The 21499-nt window shown below is 62.8% G+C and carries 26 protein-coding genes; 20 read left to right on the top strand and 6 right to left on the bottom strand.

The window, feature by feature from the left end:
* Window positions 1–88 precede the first annotated feature (88 nt).
* On the top strand, window positions 89–1276 hold the full coding sequence (prpF, locus tag IB232_RS09635; protein WP_192398290.1) for a 2-methylaconitate cis-trans isomerase PrpF: 1188 nt from the start codon (window positions 89–91) through the stop codon (window positions 1274–1276).
* A 16-nt stretch (window positions 1277–1292) separates the two neighbouring features.
* On the opposite strand, the gene IB232_RS09630 is transcribed toward prpF, so the two are convergent.
* Window positions 1293–1940 (bottom strand): LysE family translocator, encoded by a 648-nt coding sequence (locus IB232_RS09630; RefSeq protein ID WP_225592228.1) that lies wholly within the window; start codon window positions 1938–1940, stop codon window positions 1293–1295.
* Between the two features lie 20 nt (window positions 1941–1960).
* Window positions 1961–2779 (bottom strand): pyruvate, water dikinase regulatory protein, encoded by an 819-nt coding sequence (locus IB232_RS09625; protein WP_192398289.1) that lies wholly within the window; start codon window positions 2777–2779, stop codon window positions 1961–1963.
* Window positions 2780–2934: 155 nt separating this feature from the next.
* Between IB232_RS09625 and ppsA the strand changes: the two genes are divergently transcribed.
* From ppsA to galU, 9 genes are all read left to right on the top strand, one after another.
* Window positions 2935–5307: a phosphoenolpyruvate synthase gene (gene ppsA / locus IB232_RS09620; protein ID WP_192398288.1), complete on the top strand. Its 2373-nt coding sequence runs from the start codon at window positions 2935–2937 to the stop codon at window positions 5305–5307.
* Window positions 5308–5433: 126 nt separating this feature from the next.
* Window positions 5434–6402, top strand: a complete 969-nt coding sequence (locus IB232_RS09615; protein ID WP_192398287.1) for an alpha/beta fold hydrolase — start codon at window positions 5434–5436, stop codon at window positions 6400–6402.
* Between the two features lie 139 nt (window positions 6403–6541).
* The gene (gene rraA, locus IB232_RS09610; protein ID WP_137973051.1) at window positions 6542–7030 is read left to right on the top strand and encodes a ribonuclease E activity regulator RraA; all 489 of its coding nucleotides are present in this window, start codon (window positions 6542–6544) and stop codon (window positions 7028–7030) included.
* 52 nt (window positions 7031–7082) lie between these two features.
* Window positions 7083–8063, top strand: a complete 981-nt coding sequence (locus IB232_RS09605; protein WP_192398286.1) for a zinc transporter ZntB — start codon at window positions 7083–7085, stop codon at window positions 8061–8063.
* A gap of 55 nt (window positions 8064–8118) precedes the next feature.
* Entirely contained in the window at window positions 8119–8355 is a 237-nt protein-coding gene (locus IB232_RS09600) for a CrfX protein (protein WP_137973053.1), read from the top strand.
* A 2-nt stretch (window positions 8356–8357) separates the two neighbouring features.
* Entirely contained in the window at window positions 8358–9182 is an 825-nt protein-coding gene (locus tag IB232_RS09595) for a mechanosensitive ion channel family protein (protein WP_192398285.1), read from the top strand.
* An 89-nt stretch (window positions 9183–9271) separates the two neighbouring features.
* Window positions 9272–9862, top strand: a complete 591-nt coding sequence (gene sigX, locus IB232_RS09590; RefSeq protein ID WP_192398284.1) for an RNA polymerase sigma factor SigX — start codon at window positions 9272–9274, stop codon at window positions 9860–9862.
* Window positions 9863–10002: 140 nt separating this feature from the next.
* On the top strand, window positions 10003–10965 hold the full coding sequence (locus tag IB232_RS09585; protein WP_192398283.1) for an OmpA family protein: 963 nt from the start codon (window positions 10003–10005) through the stop codon (window positions 10963–10965).
* 163 nt (window positions 10966–11128) lie between these two features.
* Window positions 11129–11968 (top strand): UTP--glucose-1-phosphate uridylyltransferase GalU, encoded by an 840-nt coding sequence (gene galU, locus IB232_RS09580; protein WP_192398282.1) that lies wholly within the window; start codon window positions 11129–11131, stop codon window positions 11966–11968.
* Between the two features lie 61 nt (window positions 11969–12029).
* Here the strand turns inward: galU and IB232_RS09575 are convergent, their stop codons facing one another.
* The gene (locus tag IB232_RS09575) at window positions 12030–12452 is read right to left on the bottom strand and encodes a VOC family protein (RefSeq protein ID WP_192398281.1); all 423 of its coding nucleotides are present in this window, start codon (window positions 12450–12452) and stop codon (window positions 12030–12032) included.
* Between the two features lie 110 nt (window positions 12453–12562).
* Here IB232_RS09575 and gorA point away from each other — a divergent pair, with 110 nt between their 5' ends.
* Both gorA and IB232_RS09565 read left to right on the top strand, forming a co-directional pair.
* Window positions 12563–13921 (top strand): glutathione-disulfide reductase, encoded by a 1359-nt coding sequence (gene gorA, locus IB232_RS09570; protein ID WP_192398280.1) that lies wholly within the window; start codon window positions 12563–12565, stop codon window positions 13919–13921.
* A 7-nt stretch (window positions 13922–13928) separates the two neighbouring features.
* On the top strand, window positions 13929–14552 hold the full coding sequence (locus tag IB232_RS09565; protein ID WP_192398279.1) for a trimeric intracellular cation channel family protein: 624 nt from the start codon (window positions 13929–13931) through the stop codon (window positions 14550–14552).
* Window positions 14553–14570: 18 nt separating this feature from the next.
* Here IB232_RS09565 and IB232_RS09560 read toward each other — a convergent pair whose 3' ends face one another.
* Window positions 14571–15032 carry a copper chaperone PCu(A)C gene (locus IB232_RS09560; RefSeq protein ID WP_192398278.1) on the bottom strand — a complete coding sequence of 154 codons (462 nt, stop codon included), beginning with the start codon at window positions 15030–15032 and terminating at the stop codon, window positions 14571–14573.
* A 137-nt stretch (window positions 15033–15169) separates the two neighbouring features.
* On the opposite strand from IB232_RS09560, the gene IB232_RS09555 reads away from it, so the two are divergent.
* Window positions 15170–15829: a paraquat-inducible protein A gene (locus tag IB232_RS09555; RefSeq protein ID WP_318652251.1), complete on the top strand. Its 660-nt coding sequence runs from the start codon at window positions 15170–15172 to the stop codon at window positions 15827–15829.
* Entirely contained in the window at window positions 15816–16460 is a 645-nt protein-coding gene (locus IB232_RS09550; RefSeq protein WP_192398277.1) for a paraquat-inducible protein A, read from the top strand. The genes IB232_RS09555 and IB232_RS09550 overlap by 14 nt, the downstream gene beginning before the upstream one ends.
* A gap of 76 nt (window positions 16461–16536) precedes the next feature.
* Here the strand turns inward: IB232_RS09550 and IB232_RS09545 are convergent, their stop codons facing one another.
* Window positions 16537–16707: a general stress protein gene (locus IB232_RS09545; protein WP_192398276.1), complete on the bottom strand. Its 171-nt coding sequence runs from the start codon at window positions 16705–16707 to the stop codon at window positions 16537–16539.
* Between the two features lie 517 nt (window positions 16708–17224).
* Between IB232_RS09545 and IB232_RS09540 the strand changes: the two genes are divergently transcribed.
* Window positions 17225–17434 (top strand): hypothetical protein, encoded by a 210-nt coding sequence (locus IB232_RS09540; protein WP_192398275.1) that lies wholly within the window; start codon window positions 17225–17227, stop codon window positions 17432–17434.
* Between the two features lie 75 nt (window positions 17435–17509).
* Window positions 17510–17953 (top strand): phosphotransferase system, HPr-related protein, encoded by a 444-nt coding sequence (locus tag IB232_RS09535; protein ID WP_192398274.1) that lies wholly within the window; start codon window positions 17510–17512, stop codon window positions 17951–17953.
* 9 nt (window positions 17954–17962) lie between these two features.
* On the opposite strand, the gene IB232_RS09530 is transcribed toward IB232_RS09535, so the two are convergent.
* The gene (locus IB232_RS09530) at window positions 17963–18331 is read right to left on the bottom strand and encodes a Rho termination factor N-terminal domain-containing protein (protein WP_192398273.1); all 369 of its coding nucleotides are present in this window, start codon (window positions 18329–18331) and stop codon (window positions 17963–17965) included.
* A gap of 136 nt (window positions 18332–18467) precedes the next feature.
* Here IB232_RS09530 and IB232_RS09525 point away from each other — a divergent pair, with 136 nt between their 5' ends.
* From IB232_RS09525 to IB232_RS09510, 4 genes are all read left to right on the top strand, one after another.
* Window positions 18468–18653 carry a PSPA7_2676 family Cys-rich small protein gene (locus IB232_RS09525; RefSeq protein ID WP_192398272.1) on the top strand — a complete coding sequence of 62 codons (186 nt, stop codon included), beginning with the start codon at window positions 18468–18470 and terminating at the stop codon, window positions 18651–18653.
* A gap of 11 nt (window positions 18654–18664) precedes the next feature.
* Window positions 18665–19132 (top strand): MgtC/SapB family protein, encoded by a 468-nt coding sequence (locus IB232_RS09520; protein ID WP_192398271.1) that lies wholly within the window; start codon window positions 18665–18667, stop codon window positions 19130–19132.
* Between the two features lie 14 nt (window positions 19133–19146).
* The gene (locus IB232_RS09515; protein WP_137973069.1) at window positions 19147–19389 is read left to right on the top strand and encodes a hypothetical protein; all 243 of its coding nucleotides are present in this window, start codon (window positions 19147–19149) and stop codon (window positions 19387–19389) included.
* A gap of 109 nt (window positions 19390–19498) precedes the next feature.
* Complete coding sequence (locus tag IB232_RS09510) at window positions 19499–21490, top strand: alpha-1,4-glucan--maltose-1-phosphate maltosyltransferase (protein WP_192398270.1); 1992 nt, start codon at window positions 19499–19501, stop codon at window positions 21488–21490.
* The last annotated feature ends 9 nt before the right edge of the window (window positions 21491–21499 follow it).

Genomic DNA, 21499 nt, shown 5'->3' with positions numbered 1-21499 from the left:
CTGGGGTGAGGGAGGCGGTCCCTCATCCGCCCTTCGGGCACCTTCTCCCACTGGGAGAAGGGCGGCCTTAGCATTTCAGGACGCGACCATGGCTCATCAACCCCAGATCAAAATCCCCGCTACCTATATGCGTGGTGGCACCAGCAAGGGCGTGTTTTTCCGCCTGCAGGACCTACCGGCCAGCTGCCAGGTGCCGGGAGCGGCGCGCGATGCGCTGTTCATGCGCGTGATTGGCAGCCCTGACCCGTACTCCGCACATATCGACGGCATGGGTGGTGCCACGTCCAGCACCAGCAAGTGTGTGATTCTGTCGAAAAGCAGTCAGCCAGAGCATGACGTCGACTACCTCTACGGCCAGGTCTCCATCGACAAGGCCTTCGTCGACTGGAGCGGCAACTGCGGCAACCTGTCCACCGCCGCGGGCTCATTCGCCATTCAGGCCGGGTTGCTCGATCCGGCGCGTATTCCGGATAACGGCGTATGCGTGGTGCGTATCTGGCAGGCCAATATCCAGAAGACCATCATCGCCCACGTACCGGTCAGCAACGGCCAGGTGCAGGAAACCGGCGACTTCGAGCTGGACGGGGTGACCTTCCCGGCGGCGGAGATCGTGCTGGAGTTCCTCGATCCGTCCGACGATGGCGAGGAGGGGGGCTCGATGTTCCCCACCGGCAACCTGGTCGACGACCTGGACGTGCCGGGTGTCGGTACTTTCAAGGTGACCATGATCACTGCCGGCATTCCGACCGTGTTCGTCAATGCCGAAGACATCGGCTACCAGGGCACCGAGCTGCGCGACGCCATCAACGGTGATCCGCAGCAGCTGGCGCGCTTCGAGCAGATTCGCGTGGCCGGTGCGCTGCGTATGGGGCTGATCAAGACGGCGGAAGAGGCGGCGACCCGCCAGCACACGCCCAAGATCGCCTTTGTCAGCAAGCCAAAGAGTTACAAGGCATCGAGTGGCAAAACGGTCGAGGCCGGCGAGGTCGATCTGCTGGTGCGTGCACTGTCCATGGGCAAGCTGCACCACGCGATGATGGGTACCTGTGCCGTGGCGATTGGCACGGCGGCGGCCATCCCGGGCACCCTGGTCAATCTGGCTGCTGGTGGTGGCGAGCGCGAGGCGGTGCGCTTCGGTCATCCGTCCGGCACCCTCCGGGTCGGCGCCGAGGCCAAGCTGGTCGGCGGCGAGTGGACGGTGACCAAGGCGATCATGAGCCGCAGTGCGCGGATCCTGATGGAAGGCTGGGTGCGAGTACCGAGCGATTCCTTCTAGGAAGCGCCCGCCGGAGTCAGTGGTTATTGACGCCCAGCATCAGGCCTCCGGCACCGACGAAGAAGGCACCGGTGCTCTTGTTCAGGCGGCTGACACCCTTGCGGCTACGCACCAGGCGGCGAATCTGCATGCCGAACAGGGCGTAGGCGGTGGAGCCGACGCACAGTTCGGCCAGCAGGTAGGTGGTGCCGAGGTAGAGGAATTGCTCGGCCGTCGGCTGATCCGGCTTGATGAACTGCGGGAAGATCGCCGCGAACAGCAGGATGGCCTTGGGATTGCTGATGCCGACCAGGAATTCGTTGAGCATCAGCTTGCCGATCGGCGGTTGTACTGGCGCGCGTTCGGCCAGTTCGCCGTCGCTCGGCTGCAGGCCACTGAACTCGGTGCTGCGCCAGGTCTTGATGCCGAGGTAAACCAGATACAGGGCGCCGGCCCACTTGATGATGGTGAAGGCGGTCTCCGAGGCCAGCAGCATGGCACCGAGGCCGACCGCGGAGATGAACAGGAAGATGGCGTAGGAGGCCAGGCGTCCGAAGGTGGCCAGGATAGCCGCACGGACGCCGTAGTTGATACCGTTGTTGAGGGCGCAGAAGTTGTTGGGGCCAGGGCCGAGCGAGATCAGCGCGGCGATCGGGGCAAACAGTACTGCGTCCATCAGGGTCATGACGGTCACCGAGGCGTAGGTTATTTGAGGCGGCGTTCGACGCCTTTTTCCACCAGGATCTTGGCCGAGATTTCCTCGACCGAGAAATGGGTGGAGTTGATGAAGTTGATGTTCTCGCGGCGCAACAGGTTTTCCACCTCGCGCACCTCGAACTCGCACTGGGCGTAGCTGGCGTAGCGGCTGTTGGGCTTGCGCTCATGGCGGATGGCGGTGAGCCGGTCGGGGTCGATGGTCAGGCCGAACAGCTTGTGTTTGTAGGGCTTGAGGGCAGCCGGCAGCTGCAGGCGCTCCATGTCTTCTTCGGTCAGCGGGTAGTTGGCTGCGCGGATGCCGAACTGCATGGCCATGTACAGGCAGGTGGGTGTCTTACCGCAACGCGAAACACCGATCAGAATCAGATCGGCCTTGTCGTAGTAGTGGGTGCGGGCACCGTCGTCGTTGTCCAGGGCGAAGTTGACCGCCTCGATGCGCTCCATGTAGTGGGTGTTGCTGGCGATGGAGTGGGACTTGCCGACCGAGTACGAGGAGTGCTCGCTCAGCTCGGCTTCCAGCGGCGCGAGGAAGGTGGAGAAGATGTCGATCATGAAGCCTTCGGACTGGCCCAGGACGTCACGGATTTCCTGGTTGACCACGGTGTCGAAGATGATCGGCCGGGCGCCGTCTTTCTCGGCAGCATTGTTGATTTGCTGTACCATGGCCCGCGCCTTCTCCACGCTGTCTATATAGGGGCGTGTGAGCTTGGTGAAGCTGATGGCCTCGAATTGCGCCAACAGACTTTGCCCGAGGGTTTCCGCGGTGATGCCGGTGCCGTCGGAAATGAAGAATGCGGTTCGTTTCATTGATGGCGGAGGCCTTAAGTCAGGAACGATTCTTGGCTATCATAGGCCCCCTTTGCCGGGCCCGTACTGGTCGGCATTGTGACTTATTTCCTTGAGGCAAAGCCAGGCTGCGGCGGCGCTGCACCGGCTCTGCCACGTACAGTGGAGAGTTCACCTTGGTTGAGTACGTAATTTCCCTCGATAAGCTCGGCGTCCACGATGTGGAGCATGTAGGGGGCAAAAACGCATCCCTGGGCGAAATGATCAGCAACCTGGCTGGCGCCGGCGTCTCTGTTCCGGGTGGTTTCGCCACTACCGCCCAGGCCTACCGTGACTTTCTCGAACAAAGCGGCCTGAACGACCGCATCCACGCCGCCCTCGACGCGCTGGACGTGGATGACGTCAACGCCCTGGCCAAGACCGGCGCGCAGATCCGCCAGTGGGTGATGGACGCCGAGTTCCCGGCCCAGCTGGACGCGCAGATCCGCACGGCCTTCGCTGAGATGAGCGCCGGCAACGACAACATGGCCGTCGCCGTGCGCTCCTCCGCCACCGCCGAAGACCTGCCGGACGCCTCCTTTGCCGGCCAGCAGGAGACCTTCCTCAATATCCGCGGCGTGGACAACGTGATCCGCGCGGCCAAGGAAGTCTTCGCCTCGCTGTTCAATGACCGCGCCATCGCTTACCGCGTGCACCAGGGCTTCGACCACAAGCTGGTCGCCCTGTCCGCTGGCGTGCAGCGCATGGTCCGTTCGGAAACCGGTACTGCCGGCGTGATGTTCACCCTGGATACCGAGTCCGGATTCCGTGACGTGGTGTTCATCACCGGCGCATACGGCCTCGGCGAGACCGTGGTGCAGGGCGCAGTGAACCCCGACGAGTTCTACGTACACAAGCAGACCCTGGAAGCCGGTCGCCCGGCCATCCTGCGCCGCAACTTGGGCAGCAAGGCGATCAAGATGGTTTATGGCGAAGAGGCCAAGGCCGGTCGTTCGGTCAAGACCGTCGACGTCGACCGCGCCGAGCGCGCGCGTTTCTGCATCACCGACGCCGAAGTCAGCGAGCTGGCCAAGCAGGCGCTGATCATCGAGAAACACTACGGCCGTCCGATGGATATCGAGTGGGCCAAAGATGGCGACGACGGCAAGCTGTACATCGTCCAGGCCCGTCCGGAAACCGTGAAGAGCCGTGCCAGCGCCACTGTGATGGAGCGCTACCTGCTGAAGGAGAAGGGCAAGGTTCTGGTGGAAGGTCGCGCCATCGGCCAGCGCATCGGCGCCGGTCGCGTGCGAGTGATCCACGATGTATCCGAGATGGACAAGGTCCAGCCGGGCGACGTGCTGGTCTCCGACATGACCGACCCGGACTGGGAGCCGGTGATGAAGCGCGCCAGTGCCATCGTCACCAACCGCGGCGGCCGTACCTGCCACGCGGCGATCATCGCCCGTGAACTGGGCATTCCGGCCGTGGTCGGCTGCGGCAACGCCACCCAGGTGCTGCAGGATGGCCAGGGCGTGACCGTTTCCTGCGCCGAAGGCGACACCGGCTTCATCTTCGAAGGCGAGCTGGGCTTCGACATCCGCAAGAACTCGGTCGACGCCATGCCCGACCTGCCGTTCAAGATCATGATGAACGTCGGCAACCCGGACCGCGCCTTCGACTTCGCTCAGCTGCCCAACGAGGGCGTGGGCCTGGCCCGCCTGGAATTCATCATCAACCGCATGATCGGCGTGCATCCGAAAGCACTGCTGAACTTCGCCGGCCTGCCGGCGGAGATCAAGGATAGCGTCGAGAAGCGCATTGCCGGCTACAACGACCCGGTCGGCTTCTATGTCGAGAAGCTGGTCGAGGGCATCAGCACCCTGGCTGCGGCCTTCTGGCCGAAGAAGGTCATCGTGCGCCTGTCGGACTTCAAGTCCAACGAATACGCCAACCTGATCGGCGGCAAGCTGTACGAGCCGGAAGAAGAGAACCCGATGCTCGGCTTCCGTGGCGCCTCGCGCTACATCAGCGAGAGCTTCCGTGACTGCTTCGAGCTGGAGTGTCGCGCACTGAAGAAAGTGCGCAACGAGATGGGCCTGACCAACGTCGAGATCATGGTGCCCTTCGTGCGTACCTTGGGCGAGGCTTCTCAAGTGGTCGAGCTGCTGGCCAGCAACGGTCTGGCTCGTGGTCAGAATGGCCTGAAAGTCATCATGATGTGCGAGCTGCCGTCCAACGCGCTGCTGGCCGACGAGTTCCTCGAGTTCTTCGACGGCTTCTCCATCGGCTCCAATGACTTGACCCAGCTGACCCTGGGCCTGGACCGTGACTCCGGTATCGTCGCGCACCTGTTCGACGAACGTAATCCGGCGGTCAAGAAACTGCTGGCCAACGCCATCCAGGCCTGCAACAAGGCCGGCAAGTACATCGGCATCTGCGGTCAGGGCCCGTCGGACCACCCGGATTTGGCCAAGTGGCTGATGGAGCAGGGCATCGAGAGCGTGTCGCTGAACCCGGACTCGGTGCTGGATACCTGGTTCTTCCTGGCCGAAGGTCAGCAAGGCTGATTCAAGCGTCATCCCAGAAGGGCGGGAGCGATCCCGCCCTTTTTTGTGTATGGCAGATACGCTTGGGGCTGTTGCCCTGGGGCGCGGCCCAAAATCGCTCCCGCCATTTTTCGTGCAAGAAGCAGTATGCAAAGCAGTAGTGAATTATTCCCCGTCGCCCTGATCAGTGCCGAATTGCGCGGTGATCTGAGCGAAGACGTCTATCGCCTGAAGCCCGGTAACTCGCCGGACTTCTCCGTCGAGCTGGCGCTGACCCGTCTGGGCCTGACCGACCAGGAACACCGTGGAGATCCGGTGATCCTGGTGCACGGCAGTTTCTCCAACCGTCGTTTCTGGTACTCGCCGCGAGCCATCGGCCTGGGGCCGTACTTGGCACGCGCCGGCTTCGACGTGTGGATCGCCGAGATGCGCGGCCACGGCCTGTCGCCGCGCAACCAGGCCTACAAGCACAACACGGTGGCCGACTACGCGCGCTACGACCTGCCTGCCATCGCCGCCTTCGTGCGCGAGCAGACTGGCCGTGTACCGCACTGGGTCGGTCACTCGCTGGGCGGCACCACTCTGGCGGCAGCGCTGGGTGGCGGCTACCTGAATGCTGAGGGCGCGGCGTCGGCGGCGCTGTTCGGAGCGCAGATCAGTCGCATCTACTGGCCGCTCAAGGTGCCGCCGGTGGAGTGGGGTAGCCGTCTGCTGCTCAAGGGCTTCCACCATATCTCCGGCGCGCGCTTCAAGCGCGGTCCCGAGGATGAGCCGATCGGCCTGGCGCTGGAGAGTCTGCGTTGGCATCGCCTATTCGGCCGTTTCGGCGACTCCGAGCGCGACTGGTGGGCGGGCATGGCCGATGTGCAGGTGCCCCTGCTGGCGGTCAGTGCCGCCGGCGACCTTCAGGATCCGACCTGGGCTTGCCGAAAGTTGTACGAGCAGTTCGGTGCCGCGCCACGCAGCTTCCTGCTGCTGAGCAAGGAGAAAGGCTTTTCCAGCGATTTCGGCCATGTCGAAATGCTGGTCAGCAAGGAGGCGCAAGCGGAGGTCTGGCCCCTGGTCGAACACTGGGTGCGCGAACTGCGGTTGCCGACGGAAAAGCAGCAGGATTGAGGTTACAAGCGCTCTGGCATGCGGCTAAGATGTGGCGAATTTCGCCGGTCCGGCCACGATTCGCCGCCTTCGCAGCGGCGGAGCGTCTGAGCAATCCAGGCGCCGCCTACTCTGAGTTCCCACTGATAGGAGCATCCCCATGCAATACGTCACCCCCGATCTCTGCGACGCCTACCCGGAGCTGGTACAGGTGGTCGAGCCGATGTTCGCCAATTTCGGTGGTCGCGACTCCTTCGGTGGCGAGATCGTCACCGTCAAGTGCCATGAGGACAACTCGCTGGTCAAATCTCAGGCCGATCAGCCTGGCAAGGGCAAGGTGCTGGTGGTCGACGGCGGTGGCTCCCTGCGCCGTGCGCTGCTGGGCGACATGATCGCCGAGAAGGCGGCGAAGAATGGCTGGGAAGGCATGGTGATCTACGGCTGCGTGCGCGATGTCGACGTGCTGGCGCAGACCGACCTGGGCGTGCAGGCGCTGGCCAGCCACCCGATGAAGACCGACAAGCGCAACATCGGCGATCTCAACGTGGCCGTGACCTTCGGTGGCGTGACCTTCAAGCCGGGCCATTATGTCTATGCCGACAACAACGGCGTGATCGTTTCCCCCGAACCGCTGAAAATGCCGGAGTAAACCCTACGGAGCTCGCAATGGTGAGCTCCATGTGGCGACAGTGAGCGCAGGGATGTACGAGAAAGACAATCTGCAGTGGGGGCTGGTGCACGCCTTCGTCCTGGACGGGCGGGGTGGCGCACGCAGCCTGGAGTGGGATCAGCTCGAGGGCCTGCAGCTTGCTGAGCAGGAGAGTCTCTGGCTGCACTGGGACAGAGGCCATCCGCAGACTCGTGCATGGCTGCGCGAGCACAGCGGCCTCAGCGAGTTCAGCTGCGATCTGCTGCTGGAGGAAAATACCCGGCCGCGCCTGCTGACGCTGCCTGAGCATGAACTGCTGCTGTTCCTGCGCGGCGTCAATCTGAATCCGGGTGCCGATCCTGAAGACATGGTCTCGGTGCGAATCTTCGCCAGTGCTCGCCGGGTCATTTCCCTACGCCTACGCCCTCTGCGCGCCACCGAAGAGCTGATCGCCCTGCTGGAGCAGGGCCAGGGCCCGCGCGACAGCACTGAGCTGGTATTGCAGCTGGCGCACTACCTTACCGACAAAGTCGATGGGCTTATCGATGGCCTGTCCGACCAGTTGGAAGGGCAGGAAGAGCGCCTCGACAGCGATGAGCGCTTCATGCCCGATCACGGTGTGGTGCTGCACGTGCGTCGTCGCGCCGCCGGCCTGCGTCGCTTTCTGGCTCCCCAGCGGGATATCTATGCCCAGCTGACGCGCAACGGTTATGGCGACGGCGACCAGTGGAACGAGCTGAACAACCGGCTGACCCGCTATCTGGAAGAGCTAGAGATGATTCGTGAGCGGGTAGGGCTGGTGCTGGAGTCCGAGCACCGGCGGATGAGCGAGAAGATGAATCGCGCCATGTACCTGCTCGGCGTGACCACCGTGTTTTTCCTGCCCATGAGCTTTCTCACCGGCCTGCTCGGCATCAATGTTGGTGGCATCCCGGGGGCCGAGAGCAAATATGGTTTCCTGCTGATCTGCGCCATTCTTGCCAGCATCGGCGGGCTGCAATGGTGGGTGTTCCGCCGGCTGCGCTGGCTCTAGATGTGACTTGCGCCAAGGTCGCCACGTCTAGGCAACAAATCCATGCGAGGTAGGCATGTACGATCCTTTTGAAGAGTCCCTGCGCGACCTGCTCAAGTCGCAGCCCGGTGACCACGATGATGACGCGACCCTCGGCCGCGTGCTGAAGACCGCCAACCGCCAGGTCGGCGCTGGCGACCTCTTCGGTCTCATGGGGCGAGGCCTTGAGGCCATCATGATCGCTCTCAACAACGGTTCCGCTCACGTGGCACCGGTTTCCCGCCGTACCCGCTCCGCAGACAAGGCTGACTGAATATGGAATTCGATCCCTGGACTCAAAGTCTCGTTAACGCCATGAGCTCGGTATGGGCTCCCGTCGCGGGTTTCATCCCTCGTTTCTTCGGCGCTCTGGTCGTGGTGCTGCTCGGTTTCGTGGTGGCCAAGCTGCTCGATACCCTGCTGTCCAAGCTGTTGGCCAAGCTGGGCCTGGATCGCCTGATGGCGGGCACCGGTCTGAACAAGATGCTTTCCAAAGTTGGCATCCAGGTACCGGTATCGACCCTGATCGGCAAGATCGTCTACTGGTTCGTTTTGCTGATCTTCCTGGTTTCCGCCGCCGAATCGCTGGGGTTGGACCGCGTGTCCGCCACCCTCGATGTGCTGGCACTCTATCTACCCAAAGTGCTGGGCGCGGCCGTGATCATGCTGTCCGGCGTGCTGCTCGCTCAGTTGGTCAGCAGCCTGGTGCGCGGTGCTGCAGAAGGTGTCGGCCTGGATTACGCCGCCGGCCTTGGTCGCATTGCCCAGGGTCTAGTAATCATCATCAGCATCTCGGTCGCTATCGGCCAGCTGGAGGTGAAGACCGACCTGCTGAACAATGTGATCGCCATCGTGCTGATTTCCGTGGGTCTGGCAGTCGCCCTGGCGCTCGGTCTGGGCAGTCGCGAAATCGCCGGCCAGATCCTGGCCGGCATCTATGTGCGCGAACTCTATGAGGTCGGGCAACAAGTGAAGATCGGTGATGTCGAAGGCCAGATCGAGGAGATCGGTACCGTGAAGACCGTGCTACTCACCGAAGAGGGTGAGCTGGTTTCGGTGGCCAACCGTACCCTGCTCGAGCAACGCGTCAGCAGCCGCTGACGCGTCAATCCCTGCTAATGTATGCGACCAGCGCTTCTAGCGTTGCGCTCTGGCGCTGCCTTCTGACCTGACTGTCGGCACGAGTTGTTTTGAACAAGGCCCAATCGCTTCCCACGCGGTACGACCCACGCGAGCTCTCGGACGAGGAGCTGGTGCAGCGTGCGCATGTCGAGCTGTTCCATATCACGCGTGCTTACGAAGAGCTGATGCGGCGTTACCAGCGGACTCTGTTCAATGTCTGTGCTCGTTACCTCGGTAACGAGCGTGATGCAGATGACGTCTGCCAGGAAGTTATGCTGAAAGTTCTCTATGGGCTGAAGAACTTCGAAGGCAAGTCCAAGTTCAAGACATGGCTATATAGCATCACTTATAACGAATGCATCACTCAGTATCGCAAGGAACGGCGCAAACGCCGTCTGCTCGATGCATTGAGCCTCGACCCGTTGGAAGAGGCATCCGAAGAAAAGGCGCCCAAGCTGGAAGAGAAGGGCGGTCTGGATCGCTGGCTGGTCCACGTCAATCCCATTGACCGGGAAATCCTGGTATTGCGTTTTGTTGCGGAACTGGAGTTCCAGGAAATCGCCGACATCATGCACATGGGGCTCAGCGCCACCAAGATGCGCTATAAGCGCGCCCTCGACCGCCTGCGCGAAAAATTCGGCAATGTCAGTGAAACTTAATTAGCCGAACAGCCTCTTACGCGCAGTGTGCGCGAAATATCACCACACAGCAGTGTGTAGTTTTGTTACAATCGCCGCCATGTTGTTCTCGGTCGCTTAGGCCGGGCAACTATTAATCGTCTTTTGATGGGGATTTACGGATGAAACTGAAAAACACCTTGGGCGCCGTCATCGGTACTCTGGTTGCCGCCACTTCGCTGAATACTCTGGCTCAAGGCCAGGGCGCTGTTGAAATCGAAGGCTTCGCCAAGAAGCAGTACTTCGATGAAGCTCGCGACTTCAAGAACGATGGCAACCTGTTCGGTGGCTCCATTGGTTACTTCCTGACCGATGATGTCGAGCTGCGCCTGGGTTACGACGAAGTGCACAACGCTCGTGCCGAGGACGGCCGCAACATCAAGGGCTCCAACACCGCCCTGGATGCTCTGTACCACTTCAACACTTCCGCCGACAGCCTGCGTCCGTACGTCTCCGCCGGTTTCTCCGACCAGAGCATCGGCCAGAATGGTCGTAGCGGTCGCAACGGTTCCACCTTCGCCAACCTGGGCGGTGGTGCTAAGTACTACTTCACCGAGAACTTCTACGCCCGCGCTGGCGTTGAAGCTCAGTACAACATCGACCAGGGCGATACCGAGTGGGCCCCGAGCGTTGGTATCGGCCTGAACTTCGGTAGCGGCTCCAAGCCGGCCCCGGTTGCCGAGCCGGTTGCCGAGCCGGTTGCCGAAGTCGCCCCGACTCCGGAACCGGCTGAGACCGTTCGCGTCGAGCTGGACGTGAAGTTCGACTTCGACAAGTCCAAGGTCAAAGAAGAAAGCTACGGTGACATTAAGAACCTGGCCGACTTCATGAACCAGTACCCGCAGACCAACACCACCGTTGAAGGCCACACCGACTCCGTCGGCACCGACGCCTACAACCAGAAGCTGTCCGAGCGTCGTGCCAACGCCGTTCGTGAAGTACTGGTCAACCAGTACGGTGTAGGTTCCGAGCGCGTTGGTTCGGTTGGCTACGGCGAGTCCCGCCCGGTTGCCGACAACGCCACCGAAGCCGGTCGCGCGGTCAACCGTCGCGTAGAAGCTGCAGTAGAAGCCCAGGCCAAGTAATTGGCGCTGAGCTCTGCAAAAAACCCGGCCTAGGCCGGGTTTTTTGTTGGCTTCAAAAGTATTCGAAAGCCCCGGTATTTCTTCACTCAACGGGCATTGTAAGGCCGACTCAGCCTGATTAGACTGCGCGGCAATTCAGCCCCTCGCAGTACCAAGGATTGTCATGATCAAGAAATGTCTGTTCCCGGCGGCCGGTTACGGCACTCGCTTCCTGCCAGCCACCAAGGCCATGCCCAAGGAGATGCTGCCAGTGGTCAACAAGCCGCTGATCCAGTACGGCGTCGAGGAGGCTCTGGAAGCAGGACTGAGCGAGATCGCCATGGTCACCGGACGTGGCAAGCGCGCGCTGGAAGACCATTTCGACATCAGCTACGAGCTGGAACATCAGATTCAAGGCACCGACAAGGAGAAGTACCTGGTCGGCATCCGTCGCCTGATCGACGAGTGCAGCTTCTCCTACACCCGTCAGATCGAGATGAAGGGCCTCGGTCACGCCATCCTCAGCGGCCGCCCGCTGATCGGTGACGAGCCGTTCGCCGTGGTTTTGGCCGACGACCTGTGCTTCAACCTCGAAGGCGACGGCGTGCTGCAGCAGATGGTCAAGCTGTACAACCAGTTCCGCTGCTCCATCGTTGCCATCCAGGAAGTACCGCCGGAGGAAACCTCCAAGTACGGCGTGATCGCTGGCGAGATGATTCGCGACGATATCTACCGCGTGAACAATATGGTCGAAAAGCCGAAGCCAGAAGACGCCCCGTCCAACCTGGCGATCATCGGCCGCTATATCCTGACCCCGGACATCTTCGACCTGATAGAGAAGACCGAGCCGGGCAAAGGTGGCGAGATCCAGATCACCGACGCGCTGATGAAGCAGGCCCAGGATGGCTGCGTGATCGCCTACAAGTTCAAGGGCAAGCGTTTCGACTGCGGCGGTGCTGAGGGTTACATCGACGCCACCAACTTCTGCTTCGAGAACCTGTACAAGACCGGCAAGGCCTACTGATAGGCCGCTGCTGTCAACCAAAGCCACCTGCGGGTGGCTTTGTCGTTTCAGGGTGCAAGGCTCAGAGAATGGGCATCGCCTCCGAGCCCGGCCCCAGCGGCTGGCCGTAACTGAACTCCACGTAGTTGCCGGCTGGATCGCGCAGGCCGCAGTAGTAGCCGACCGGATAGGGCTCGTCGCGTGGCGCCCAGACCAGGCAGCCGGCTTCGGCGGCTCGTCTGGCGATCTCATCGACCGCCTCGCGGCTGGCCACGGCGAAGCCGAAGTGGTTGTAGTCGTCTGCCGCAAGCCCGCGCTCCGTGCCGCCGGGCATGATCACGAAGATGAACTGGTGTTCCTTGCCGGGCTCGGCCATCCAGACGATCTTCGAGCCCTTGCCGGCGCGCTCGTGGATCACCCGCATGCCGCAGAACTCGCGATAGAACTCCACGCAGGGTTGCAGCTCGGGAACGTGCAGGGCGACATGGGTGAGAGTGGGGCGCATGGCGATCCTCCTGGCCGAACCGGGGCGGCACTTGTCTAGTCCTACTAACGGCAGCATACACGCAGCCCCCGGGCTCTCCGGTATGCTTGTCGTCTGCAAGGAGAACTGCGATGTCCTATGAATTCGACCTGTTCGTGATCGGCGCCGGTTCCGGCGGTGTGCGCGCCGCCCGTTTCGCCGCCGGCTTCGGCGCCAAGGTGGCCGTGGCCGAAAGCCGCTATCTGGGCGGCACCTGCGTCAACGTCGGCTGCGTGCCGAAGAAGTTCCTGGTGTACGGCGCCCATTTCGCCGACGACTTCGAGCAGGCCGCGGGCTTTGGCTGGAGTTCGGGCGAGCCGCAGTTCGACTGGCCGACCCTGATTGCCAACAAGAACCGCGAGATCCAGCGCCTCAACGGCATCTACCGCAACCTGCTGGTGAACAGCGGTGTGACCCTGCTGGAAGGCCACGCCAAGCTGACCGGCCCGCATGAGGTGGAGATCAACGGCCAGCGTCACAGCGCCAAACACATTCTGATCGCCACTGGTGGCTGGCCGCAGGTGCCGGATATCCCCGGCAAGGAGCTGGCGATCACCTCCAACGAGGCCTTCTTCCTCGAACAGCTGCCCAAGCGCGTCCTCGTGGTGGGCGGCGGCTATATCGCCGTCGAGTTCGCCTCGATCTTCCACGGTCTCGGCGCCGAAACTTCGCTGCTGTATCGCAAGGACCTGTTCCTGCGCGGTTTCGACGGCGCGGTACGCAAGCACCTCAAGGAGGAGCTGGAGAAGAGGGGCCTGGATCTGCAGTTCAATACCGACATCACCCGTATCGAGCGCCAGGCCGACGGCAGTCTGCTGGCCACCCTGAACGATGGCCGCGAGCTGGCCACCGACTGCGTGTTCTACGCCACCGGGCGGCGACCGATGCTGGACAATCTGGGCCTGGAAAACACCGGCGTGCAGCTCGACGACAAGGGTTTCATCCAGGTCAACGAGCAGTTCGAGACCAGCGAGCCCTCGATCCTCGCCCTCGGCGACGTGATCGGTCGTGTGCAACTCACCCCCGTGGCGCTGGCCGAAGGCATGGCGGTTGCCCGTCGGCTGTTCAAGCCGGAGGAGTATCGCAAGCTGGACTACAGCCTGATTCCCACCGCCGTGTTCAGCCTGCCGAACATCGCCACCGTCGGCCTGACCGAGGAACAGGCGCGCGAGCAGGGCCACGAGGTAAAGGTATTCGAGAGCCGCTTCCGGCCGATGAAGCTGACCCTCACCGAATGCCAGGAACGCACCCTGATGAAGTTGGTGGTCGACGCTAAGAGCGACAAGGTGCTCGGCTGCCACATGGTCGGTCCGGAATCGGGCGAGATCGTTCAGGGCCTGGCCGTGGCGCTGAAGGCAGGGGCGACCAAACGCATCTTCGACGAAACCCTGGGCATCCACCCGACCGCCGCCGAGGAGTTTGTTACCATGCGCGCCCCCGTGAGCAGCTGAAGGCGCCATGCAACAGATCTTCTACCTTGCCGACCTGCTCGGCGTCGCCGTTTTCGCCATCACTGGCGCCCTGATGGCGGGACGCAAATCCATGGACCTGTTCGGCGTGCTGGTCATCGCCGTGATTACCGCGCTGGGTGGCGGCACTTTGCGTGACCTGATCCTGGACAACCATCCGGTCAGCTGGATCCGTAACGACACCTACATTCTGATCGCGTCGATTGCCGCGGTCGGCACCGTGCTCTGGGTGCGCTTGACCCAGCCGATCCATGAGCGCGGCCTGCTGATCGCGGACGCCTTCGGCCTGGCGGTGTTCACCGTGATCGGTACCGAGGTGGCGCTGCAGCACTACGTACCGTACAGCACTGCGGTGATCATGGGCGTGATGACCGGCGTGGCCGGTGGGGTGATGCGCGACGTGATCTGCAACGAGATTCCGCTGATCTTCCAGAAGGAGATCTACGCCACCGCCTGCATCCTCGGCTCGCTGGTGTTCATCGTGATGCGCGAGCTGGAAACGCCGCACTGGCTGGATACAGGAGTGGCCATGTTGACAGTGTTGCTGACCCGCCTGGCGGCGATCCGCTGGCACCTGTCGTTGCCGCGCTTTCATCTGCTGGATCGCGACTGACGCCAGGTGCCTCGGGCATCAGTGATGGTGCTCGGCCTTGGGGGGCTCGGCCTCGATGGCGACTTCCACCTCGACCTTGCCGGCCTTCTCGAACTCCAGGGTCAGCGGGAAGCGTTCACCGGCCACCAGAGGCTGCTTTAGGCCGAACAGCATGACGTGGTTGCTGCCGGGTTCGAAGCGGGCCTCGCCATTGGCGGGCACGCCCACCGAGTCGACTTTCTGCATCTTCATCACGTCGCCCAGGTGCACGTGGGTGTGCAGCTCGGCATTGGCGGCCAGCGGTGTGCTGGCACCGAGCAGGCGGTCGCCCTCTGTACCCTTGTTGTGCACCACGAAATAGGCGGCGCCATTGGGTGCGGTGGGCGGCAGGGCGCGTGACCAGGGATGGTCGATATGCAGCTCGCCGACGCTGTAGCCGTGGGCGAATGCAGGGGTGCTGAACAGGGCGAGCAGAACGAGCGGGGCCAGTTTCAGGCGCATGCGCAAACCTCTTGAGGGTGGGTTCTACGCACCCTAGCACGAAGCCGTGCTGCGGGCGCTGCGGCAAAGTTGCGCAATGCGGGTAATATCTAGCCTGCGGCCTGAGGACGGGCTGCCGAGTCGAGAGGTGGAAGAGAGTGCAATCCGAAAGCCTGACCCGAGGACAGCTACCGCCGCTGGAGCAGCTGATCGCTTGTCACGAATGCGATCTGCTCATGCACCACCCGCGTGTGGGGGAAGAGCAGAAGGCTTGCTGCCCACGCTGCGGCTACGAGATGGTGGTGCACCGATCGCATATGCGCCGCCGCTCGCTGGCCCTGGTGCTGACCGCGCTGATCCTGTTCGTGCCGGCCAACTTCCTGCCGATCATGAGCCTCAGCATTCTCGGCCAGCACGCCGTGGACACGGTATGGAGCGGGGTGGTGGGGCTGTATCACTCGGACATGCAAGGCGTGGCCGTGGTGGTGTTCTTCTGCAGCATGCTGGTGCCGCTGCTCAAACTGCTCTGCCAGCTGTTCGTGCTGATCGCCATGCCGCGGCCGGCCCTGCGGCCGCTGGCCTGCTACTGCTATCGCATCTATCACCACGTGCGTGAGTGGGGCATGCTCGAGGTGTACCTGTTCGGCATCCTGGTATCCATCGTCAAGCTGATCGACATGGCCAAGCTGCACCTGGGGGTCGGCCTGGCCTGCTTCATCGCGCTGATGCTGGCGCAGATCTGGCTGGAGGTCACCATGTCTCCGCACCAGGTATGGGACGCGCTGAGCGAAGAGGAGGATGGCGATGCGCGCACTTGATGCCGGCATCATCGTCTGCGGGGAGTGCCACAAGCTGGAATACCTGCGCGAAGGCGAAGTACAACATTGCACGCGCTGCGGTGGTCGCCTGCATGCACGCCGGCCGGACAGCATCGCGCGCACCTGGGCCCTGCTGATCACCGCCGCGATTCTCTATATTCCGGCCAACGTGCTGCCGATCATGACTGTCAGCTTCCTCGGCAAGGGCGCGCCGTCGACCATCATGGGCGGGGTGCTGGAGCTGATCCATGCCGACATGCTGCCGATCGCTCTGGTGGTGTTCGTCGCCAGCATCCTGGTGCCGACCTTCAAGCTGGTGGGCATCGCCATGCTGCTGTACTCGGTGCAACGGCATCAGCCGATGTCGGCGCAGCAGCGCATCCTTATGTACCGCTTCATCGAATGGATCGGGCGCTGGTCGATGCTGGATATCTTCGTCATCGCCATCCTGGTGACGGTGGTCAATTTCGGCAACCTGGCCAGCATCCAGGCCAATCTGGGCGCCGCGGCCTTCGCCACCGTAGTGATCCTGACCATGATTGCCGCAGTCACCTTCGACCCGCGACTGATCTGGGACAACACCTTCGACGAGGATGTGGAGGAGCAGGAGGCTACCGCCCAGGCGGATTAGCCTGGTAAGGCAAGGATGAGCGGAAACGTTGGGCTGGAACTCGAGAGCGGAGGCCGCTCTCGAGTTGCGCAGATTGCTAGTTGCGACCGCCGTGGCTGTTCTGGCCGCCTTTGCGGCCTGCCTCGGAGGCACGCTGAGGGTCGTTCTTGAAGTTGCCCCCACTCACATGGCCACCTTTCTTGCCGGCCTCGGAAGCACGCTGGGGGTCTTCCGCGAAATTGCCCTTACCGCCGCGATGTTGAGCCATTTTTTGGATCCTCGTCAGTAATTTGGTGTATGTGCCGATGCACCCTTACTCGGAGAGAACGAGGCGACAAGTGTTCAGTCTTTTTTAATGACTTAAACGCATAACTCGCCGGGTAAAGCCCGCCGCAGAGGCTCTAGAAGGCATAACGGCGCGATTTATTCACCCGATATGCGGAAGGGATATCCTTTTATCTCCAAAAGATATCTTCATCACTCCGCGATATGCCGGACAATCCGTTCTGGCTCAAGGGTCGCCCGCGTTTTCAGGCTCATGGCCATCACTGCCCAATGCTCGCTGTCAGGGGTTACGACAATTTCATCCGGTGCGCACTGCTTTCGCGGCTGTCGGTGCACACCCACCAGGGAGAACAGCCGCCATGGGTACTGTGGAGTCTGGCCGGGATCGGCCCGGGGAATCATTTCTCGACTATTACCTCGTCGTACTGTTGATCTGCACACCGCTATGCACTTTCCTCGCATGGCAATCCTTCGACCGAGTGCCCGCGCGCACGCCAGCGATGGACCAGGTCATCGATCTACAGCCTCTGCTGCGCAATCTCGATCACTCCACCCCGATCGGCTACGACCAATCGCCAGGCTACCTGGCACCCATCTTCGAATCGCCGCCGCAGCCGATGTTCAATGACCTCCAGGCCGTCCAGCAGTCTTCCGCCCAGGCATTGCAGCTGGACGAGCTGCCGAGCCGTAGCATGCGCATTCGCTTCTGAGGTAGCGGCAAACAGCTTGAATCATCGTCGCGGCCGCCAGTCGACAGAGGAACACCAGCCGACCGGAGAAGCAGCATGAACAAGCACACGCCGCGCGTTCACGAGATAGACGATATCGAGGACCGCATGGGCTCGGTCCGCGAACTGGATTTCGATGACCGCCACGATGAGCGCGAGGGCCGTGCCGGCGATCAACGCCCGGAGGCCGAGGTGCGCGAGGAGTACTCGGCCGAACGTGAGTCGCATGCCGGCATGACCGGTGGCGAGACGCTGACCGACAGTGCCCACGAGGACAATGTGAGCATGGACGACCTCAGCCCCGACACCCTGTTCGATGAGAGCGGAGCCAACTCGCCGGACGAGCTGGGCGACAGCCACCCGCTCGACAAGGAGCTGAGCGTGGTCGACGAGTCGGCTATCGGTGGCGGCATCGGCCTCGACGAAGCCGAGCTGGCGCGTTCCGCCCCGCTGGATGGCAAGCCCTGGACGGACCAGGTGACCGAGGGCGAAGACGAGTAGCCGGGTAGGTCAGCCAAGGGCCTCGATCAGTTCTGCCTTACGCATGGTCGAGCGCCCGCGGATGTCACGCTTGCGCGCCAGGTCCATCAGCTCCGGGCGAGTCATCGATTCCAGCTTCGAGCCTGGCCGTGGCACACCTTCGCGAGTTTCGGCCGCGCGGCGAGCTGACGATTTGCGCGCGGCTGCCTTCTTCTCCGGGCTCTTCTTCTGGCCCGAGCCGCCTTTGCGCTCGCCGCCGCCGGATTGCTTGTTCACCGTGGCCCACGCCCGTGCCTCCGCCTCACCCTTGGAGACGCCACGGGACTCGTAACTCTCCTCGATGTGCTCGGCTTTGCGCTTCTGCTTGTCGGTGTACTTGTCTTTGCTACCGCGAGGCATGGTCGTCATCTCCACTGGCACCGCATTCGTGCGGCTTCACCTCAAGAGAAGCGGGCAGACCTCGATAGTTCGAAATTTCATCAAACCTTCCGCTGCGTTGCGAGTCACTTTCTAGAGACCCAACGGAGTGGCCACCATGACCATGCTTTGTCTGATTTCCGGATGCCAATGGTTCCCTGATCGATCCTCCGCCCTGCGCCTGTGCGGCAGTGAGCTGCTGCACGAATGCTGCAGCCGCGGCGGTACCCGGCGCTATCTGTTGCCAGGAGAGCGCCAGGCGCTGCTGAGTGTGCGCCCTGGTCGGCAGCTGCCTTGGAGCTGAGCGATTACCTGATGGCGACTCTGCACGACGAGTTCGCCGACTTCGGGCAGCCAGAGCAGATGCTGCGCGCGGGCCTGCGCCTGCTGATGGCCGCGCTGCTCGGCGGCCTGCTGGGCTTCGAACGCGAGTCAAAGGGTAAGGCTGCAGGGCTGCGCACCCACATGCTAGTGACCCTGGGCGCGGCGCTGTTCGCCATGCTTTTGGAGCTCGATGGGGCTGAGCATGACGCCATCAGCCGGGTTATCCAGGGGATTGCCGCCGGTATCGGCTTCCTCTGTGCCGGCACCATTCTCAAAGGCAACAGCGACAGCGAAGTGAAGGGACTCACCACCTCGGCCTCGCTCTGGTTCAGCACCGCCATCGGTATTGCCGTAGGCCTTGGTCGGGAAGGCACCGCGTTGCTGGCCACGCTGCTGGCTCTGGTCATCCTCCACGCGCTGCCGGCTCTCGAACGCGAGGCCAAGCAGCCACCACCCTAGCGGAGAGGTATCTCATGTTCCGCGAGTTTGAACATTGCACGGCGTGGACCGATGCCATGTACAACGGCGCCAGTTTCATCGGCCTCATCGAGTACCAACCCAAGCGTTACGGCGGCGAGGTGACAGTGCTCTGGGTGTTTGACCCACGCTGCGTCTGCGAGCGCGAGGCGGAGGATGCGGCGGAGCGCATGCTGCGCTCGATTCTCGACATCCATCCCGAGCGCGGCGTGCTCTACGCCGATGGTATCCCGCTGTAAGCAGCCTGAACTTTTGCCGCCGCAGCGGGCTCGGAACTCAAGGAAGCCGCTGCCGGCCCACCCTCTCTTTCCCAGTACACGTCCGCCGGGCGTCAAGGAGCCCATTGCGATGCATGCGATTCGCCAGGCCGAAGCCCGCGTCAACGCTAGTCTCGCCGCCGCCGCGCCGCGCATTGCCATCGAGTCGGTGATGCCGCAGGTCGAAGGCGGACGCTTCGCCGCCAAGTGCCTGGTAGGGCAAGCGCTGGCCGTCGACGCGGTGATCTTCACCGATGGCCATGACCAGATCGCCGCGGCGCTGCTCTGGCGTGGTGCCGGCGAGCAGCAATGGCAACGCGTGCCGCTGCAGGCGCAAGGTAATGATCGCTGGCGCGGCTGGCTGGTGCCGGAGGCGCCCGGCCGGGCGGAGTTCGTCATCGAGGCCTGGCAGGACATCTACGCCAGCTATCACTACGAATTGAAGAAGAAGTACGCCGCCGGCGTGCCCGTGGCCCTGGAGATCCAGGAGGGCGAGGCTCTGGTTCGGCGCATCGGCGCGGAGGCACCGGCACAGCTGGCTGAGCGATTCGTCGGGCTGCTCGGGCGCCTGGCCGATTGCGAGACGCTGGACCAGCGCGTGGCCGTGCTGCTCGACCCGCTTACCAGCGAGCTGATGGGCCAGGCCGAGCACCGTCCGCATTTGGTGCGCAGCGGAGTGTTTCCGCTCGATGTAGACCGCAAGCTGGCCGAGTTCGCCAGCTGGTACGAACTGTTCCCGCGTTCGGAAAGCGGCGATCCGCAGCGCCACGGCACCTTCACCGACGTGCAGCGGCGCCTGCCGGACATCGCCGCGATGGGCTTCGATGTACTGTATTTCCCGCCCATCCACCCCATTGGCCGCACCCATCGCAAGGGCCCCAACAACAGCCTCAAGGCCGGCCCGGATGATCCCGGCAGCCCCTACGCCATTGGTAGTGCCGAGGGTGGGCACGAGGCAGTGCATCCCGAGCTGGGCAGTCTGGAGGACTTCCGCGACCTGGTGCAGGCCGCGCGTAACCATGGCCTGGAAGTGGCACTGGACTTCGCCATCCAGTGCTCGCCCGACCATCCCTGGCTCAAGCAGCATCCCGGCTGGTTCAGCTGGCGACCCGACGGCACCATTCGCCACGCCGAGAACCCACCGAAGAAGTACGAGGACATCGTCAACGTCGACTTCTACGCCGAGGCCGCCGTGCCGGAGCTGTGGATGGCACTGCTGGAGGTGGTGCAGGGCTGGGTGGAGCAGGGCGTCACCCTGTTTCGCGTGGACAATCCACACACCAAGCCGATGCCGTTCTGGGAGTGGCTGATCGCCGAGGTGCGCCTTGCGAATCCCGAGGTGATCTTCCTTTCCGAGGCCTTCACCCGCCCGGCGATGATGGCGCGTCTGGGCAAGCTCGGTTTCGCCCAGAGCTACACCTACTTCACCTGGCGCAACAGCAAGAAGGAGCTGGAGGAATACTTCGCCGAGCTCAACCAGTCGCCCTGGCGCGAGTGCTACCGGCCGAACTTCTTCGTCAACACGCCGGACATCAATCCCTACTTCCTGCATCACGGCGGTCGCGCCGGTTTTCTCATCCGCGCCGCGCTGGCGACCATGGGGTCGGGCCTGTGGGGCATGTATTCCGGCTTCGAGCTGTGCGAGGCGGCGCCGGTGCCGGGCAAGGAAGAGTACCTCGACTCGGAGAAATACCAGCTGCGCCCGCGCGACTACCACGCGCCGGGCAACATCGTCGGCGAGATCACCCGCCTGAACCAGATCCGCCGCGACAACCGCGCCCTGCACAGCCACTTCGGCTTCCAGGCCTACAACGCCTGGAACGACAACATCCTCTTCTTCGGCAAGCGCACCGCCGAGCGCGACAACTTCATCCTGGTCGCCGTCAGCCTCGACCCGCATAACGCCCAGGAGGCCAGCTTCGAGCTGCCGCTGTGGGAGTTCGGCCTGGCCGACGATGCCGCGCTGGAGGGGGAGGACCTGATGAACGGCCACCGCTGGACGTGGCACGGCAAGGTGCAGTGGATGCGCATCGAACCCTGGCATCTGCCGTTCGGCATCTGGCGCGTACGCCCGGTGCGCTGACAGGAGTGA

Source organism: Pseudomonas sp. PDM15 (genome assembly GCF_014851565.1).
In the GTDB taxonomy this organism is placed as follows: Bacteria; Pseudomonadota; Gammaproteobacteria; order Pseudomonadales; family Pseudomonadaceae; genus Aquipseudomonas.
This window is presented reverse-complemented; position numbering and strand designations above follow the sequence as displayed.

What these genes read in the sequence shown, in the direction of transcription:
- prpF (WP_192398290.1), top strand. Translation starts at nt 89, where the DNA reads ATGGCTCATCAACCCCAGATCAAAATCCCCGCTACCTATATGCGTGGT.
- IB232_RS09565 (WP_192398279.1), top strand. Translation starts at nt 13,929, where the DNA reads ATGCAACAGATCTTCTACCTTGCCGACCTGCTCGGCGTCGCCGTTTTC.
- IB232_RS09520 (WP_192398271.1), top strand. Translation starts at nt 18,665, where the DNA reads ATGGCGACTCTGCACGACGAGTTCGCCGACTTCGGGCAGCCAGAGCAG.
- IB232_RS09515 (WP_137973069.1), top strand. Translation starts at nt 19,147, where the DNA reads ATGTTCCGCGAGTTTGAACATTGCACGGCGTGGACCGATGCCATGTAC.
- IB232_RS09630 (WP_225592228.1), bottom strand. Translation starts at nt 1,940, where the DNA reads ATGACCCTGATGGACGCAGTACTGTTTGCCCCGATCGCCGCGCTGATC.
- IB232_RS09560 (WP_192398278.1), bottom strand. Translation starts at nt 15,032, where the DNA reads ATGCGCCTGAAACTGGCCCCGCTCGTTCTGCTCGCCCTGTTCAGCACC.
- IB232_RS09540 (WP_192398275.1), top strand. Translation starts at nt 17,225, where the DNA reads ATGGACCAGGTCATCGATCTACAGCCTCTGCTGCGCAATCTCGATCAC.
- galU (WP_192398282.1), top strand. Translation starts at nt 11,129, where the DNA reads ATGATCAAGAAATGTCTGTTCCCGGCGGCCGGTTACGGCACTCGCTTC.
- IB232_RS09535 (WP_192398274.1), top strand. Translation starts at nt 17,510, where the DNA reads ATGAACAAGCACACGCCGCGCGTTCACGAGATAGACGATATCGAGGAC.
- IB232_RS09585 (WP_192398283.1), top strand. Translation starts at nt 10,003, where the DNA reads ATGAAACTGAAAAACACCTTGGGCGCCGTCATCGGTACTCTGGTTGCC.
- IB232_RS09550 (WP_192398277.1), top strand. Translation starts at nt 15,816, where the DNA reads ATGCGCGCACTTGATGCCGGCATCATCGTCTGCGGGGAGTGCCACAAG.
- IB232_RS09510 (WP_192398270.1), top strand. Translation starts at nt 19,499, where the DNA reads ATGCATGCGATTCGCCAGGCCGAAGCCCGCGTCAACGCTAGTCTCGCC.
- IB232_RS09545 (WP_192398276.1), bottom strand. Translation starts at nt 16,707, where the DNA reads ATGGCTCAACATCGCGGCGGTAAGGGCAATTTCGCGGAAGACCCCCAG.
- gorA (WP_192398280.1), top strand. Translation starts at nt 12,563, where the DNA reads ATGTCCTATGAATTCGACCTGTTCGTGATCGGCGCCGGTTCCGGCGGT.
- IB232_RS09525 (WP_192398272.1), top strand. Translation starts at nt 18,468, where the DNA reads ATGACCATGCTTTGTCTGATTTCCGGATGCCAATGGTTCCCTGATCGA.
- IB232_RS09530 (WP_192398273.1), bottom strand. Translation starts at nt 18,331, where the DNA reads ATGCCTCGCGGTAGCAAAGACAAGTACACCGACAAGCAGAAGCGCAAA.
- IB232_RS09615 (WP_192398287.1), top strand. Translation starts at nt 5,434, where the DNA reads ATGCAAAGCAGTAGTGAATTATTCCCCGTCGCCCTGATCAGTGCCGAA.
- rraA (WP_137973051.1), top strand. Translation starts at nt 6,542, where the DNA reads ATGCAATACGTCACCCCCGATCTCTGCGACGCCTACCCGGAGCTGGTA.
- IB232_RS09600 (WP_137973053.1), top strand. Translation starts at nt 8,119, where the DNA reads ATGTACGATCCTTTTGAAGAGTCCCTGCGCGACCTGCTCAAGTCGCAG.
- IB232_RS09605 (WP_192398286.1), top strand. Translation starts at nt 7,083, where the DNA reads ATGTACGAGAAAGACAATCTGCAGTGGGGGCTGGTGCACGCCTTCGTC.
- IB232_RS09595 (WP_192398285.1), top strand. Translation starts at nt 8,358, where the DNA reads ATGGAATTCGATCCCTGGACTCAAAGTCTCGTTAACGCCATGAGCTCG.
- IB232_RS09625 (WP_192398289.1), bottom strand. Translation starts at nt 2,779, where the DNA reads ATGAAACGAACCGCATTCTTCATTTCCGACGGCACCGGCATCACCGCG.
- IB232_RS09575 (WP_192398281.1), bottom strand. Translation starts at nt 12,452, where the DNA reads ATGCGCCCCACTCTCACCCATGTCGCCCTGCACGTTCCCGAGCTGCAA.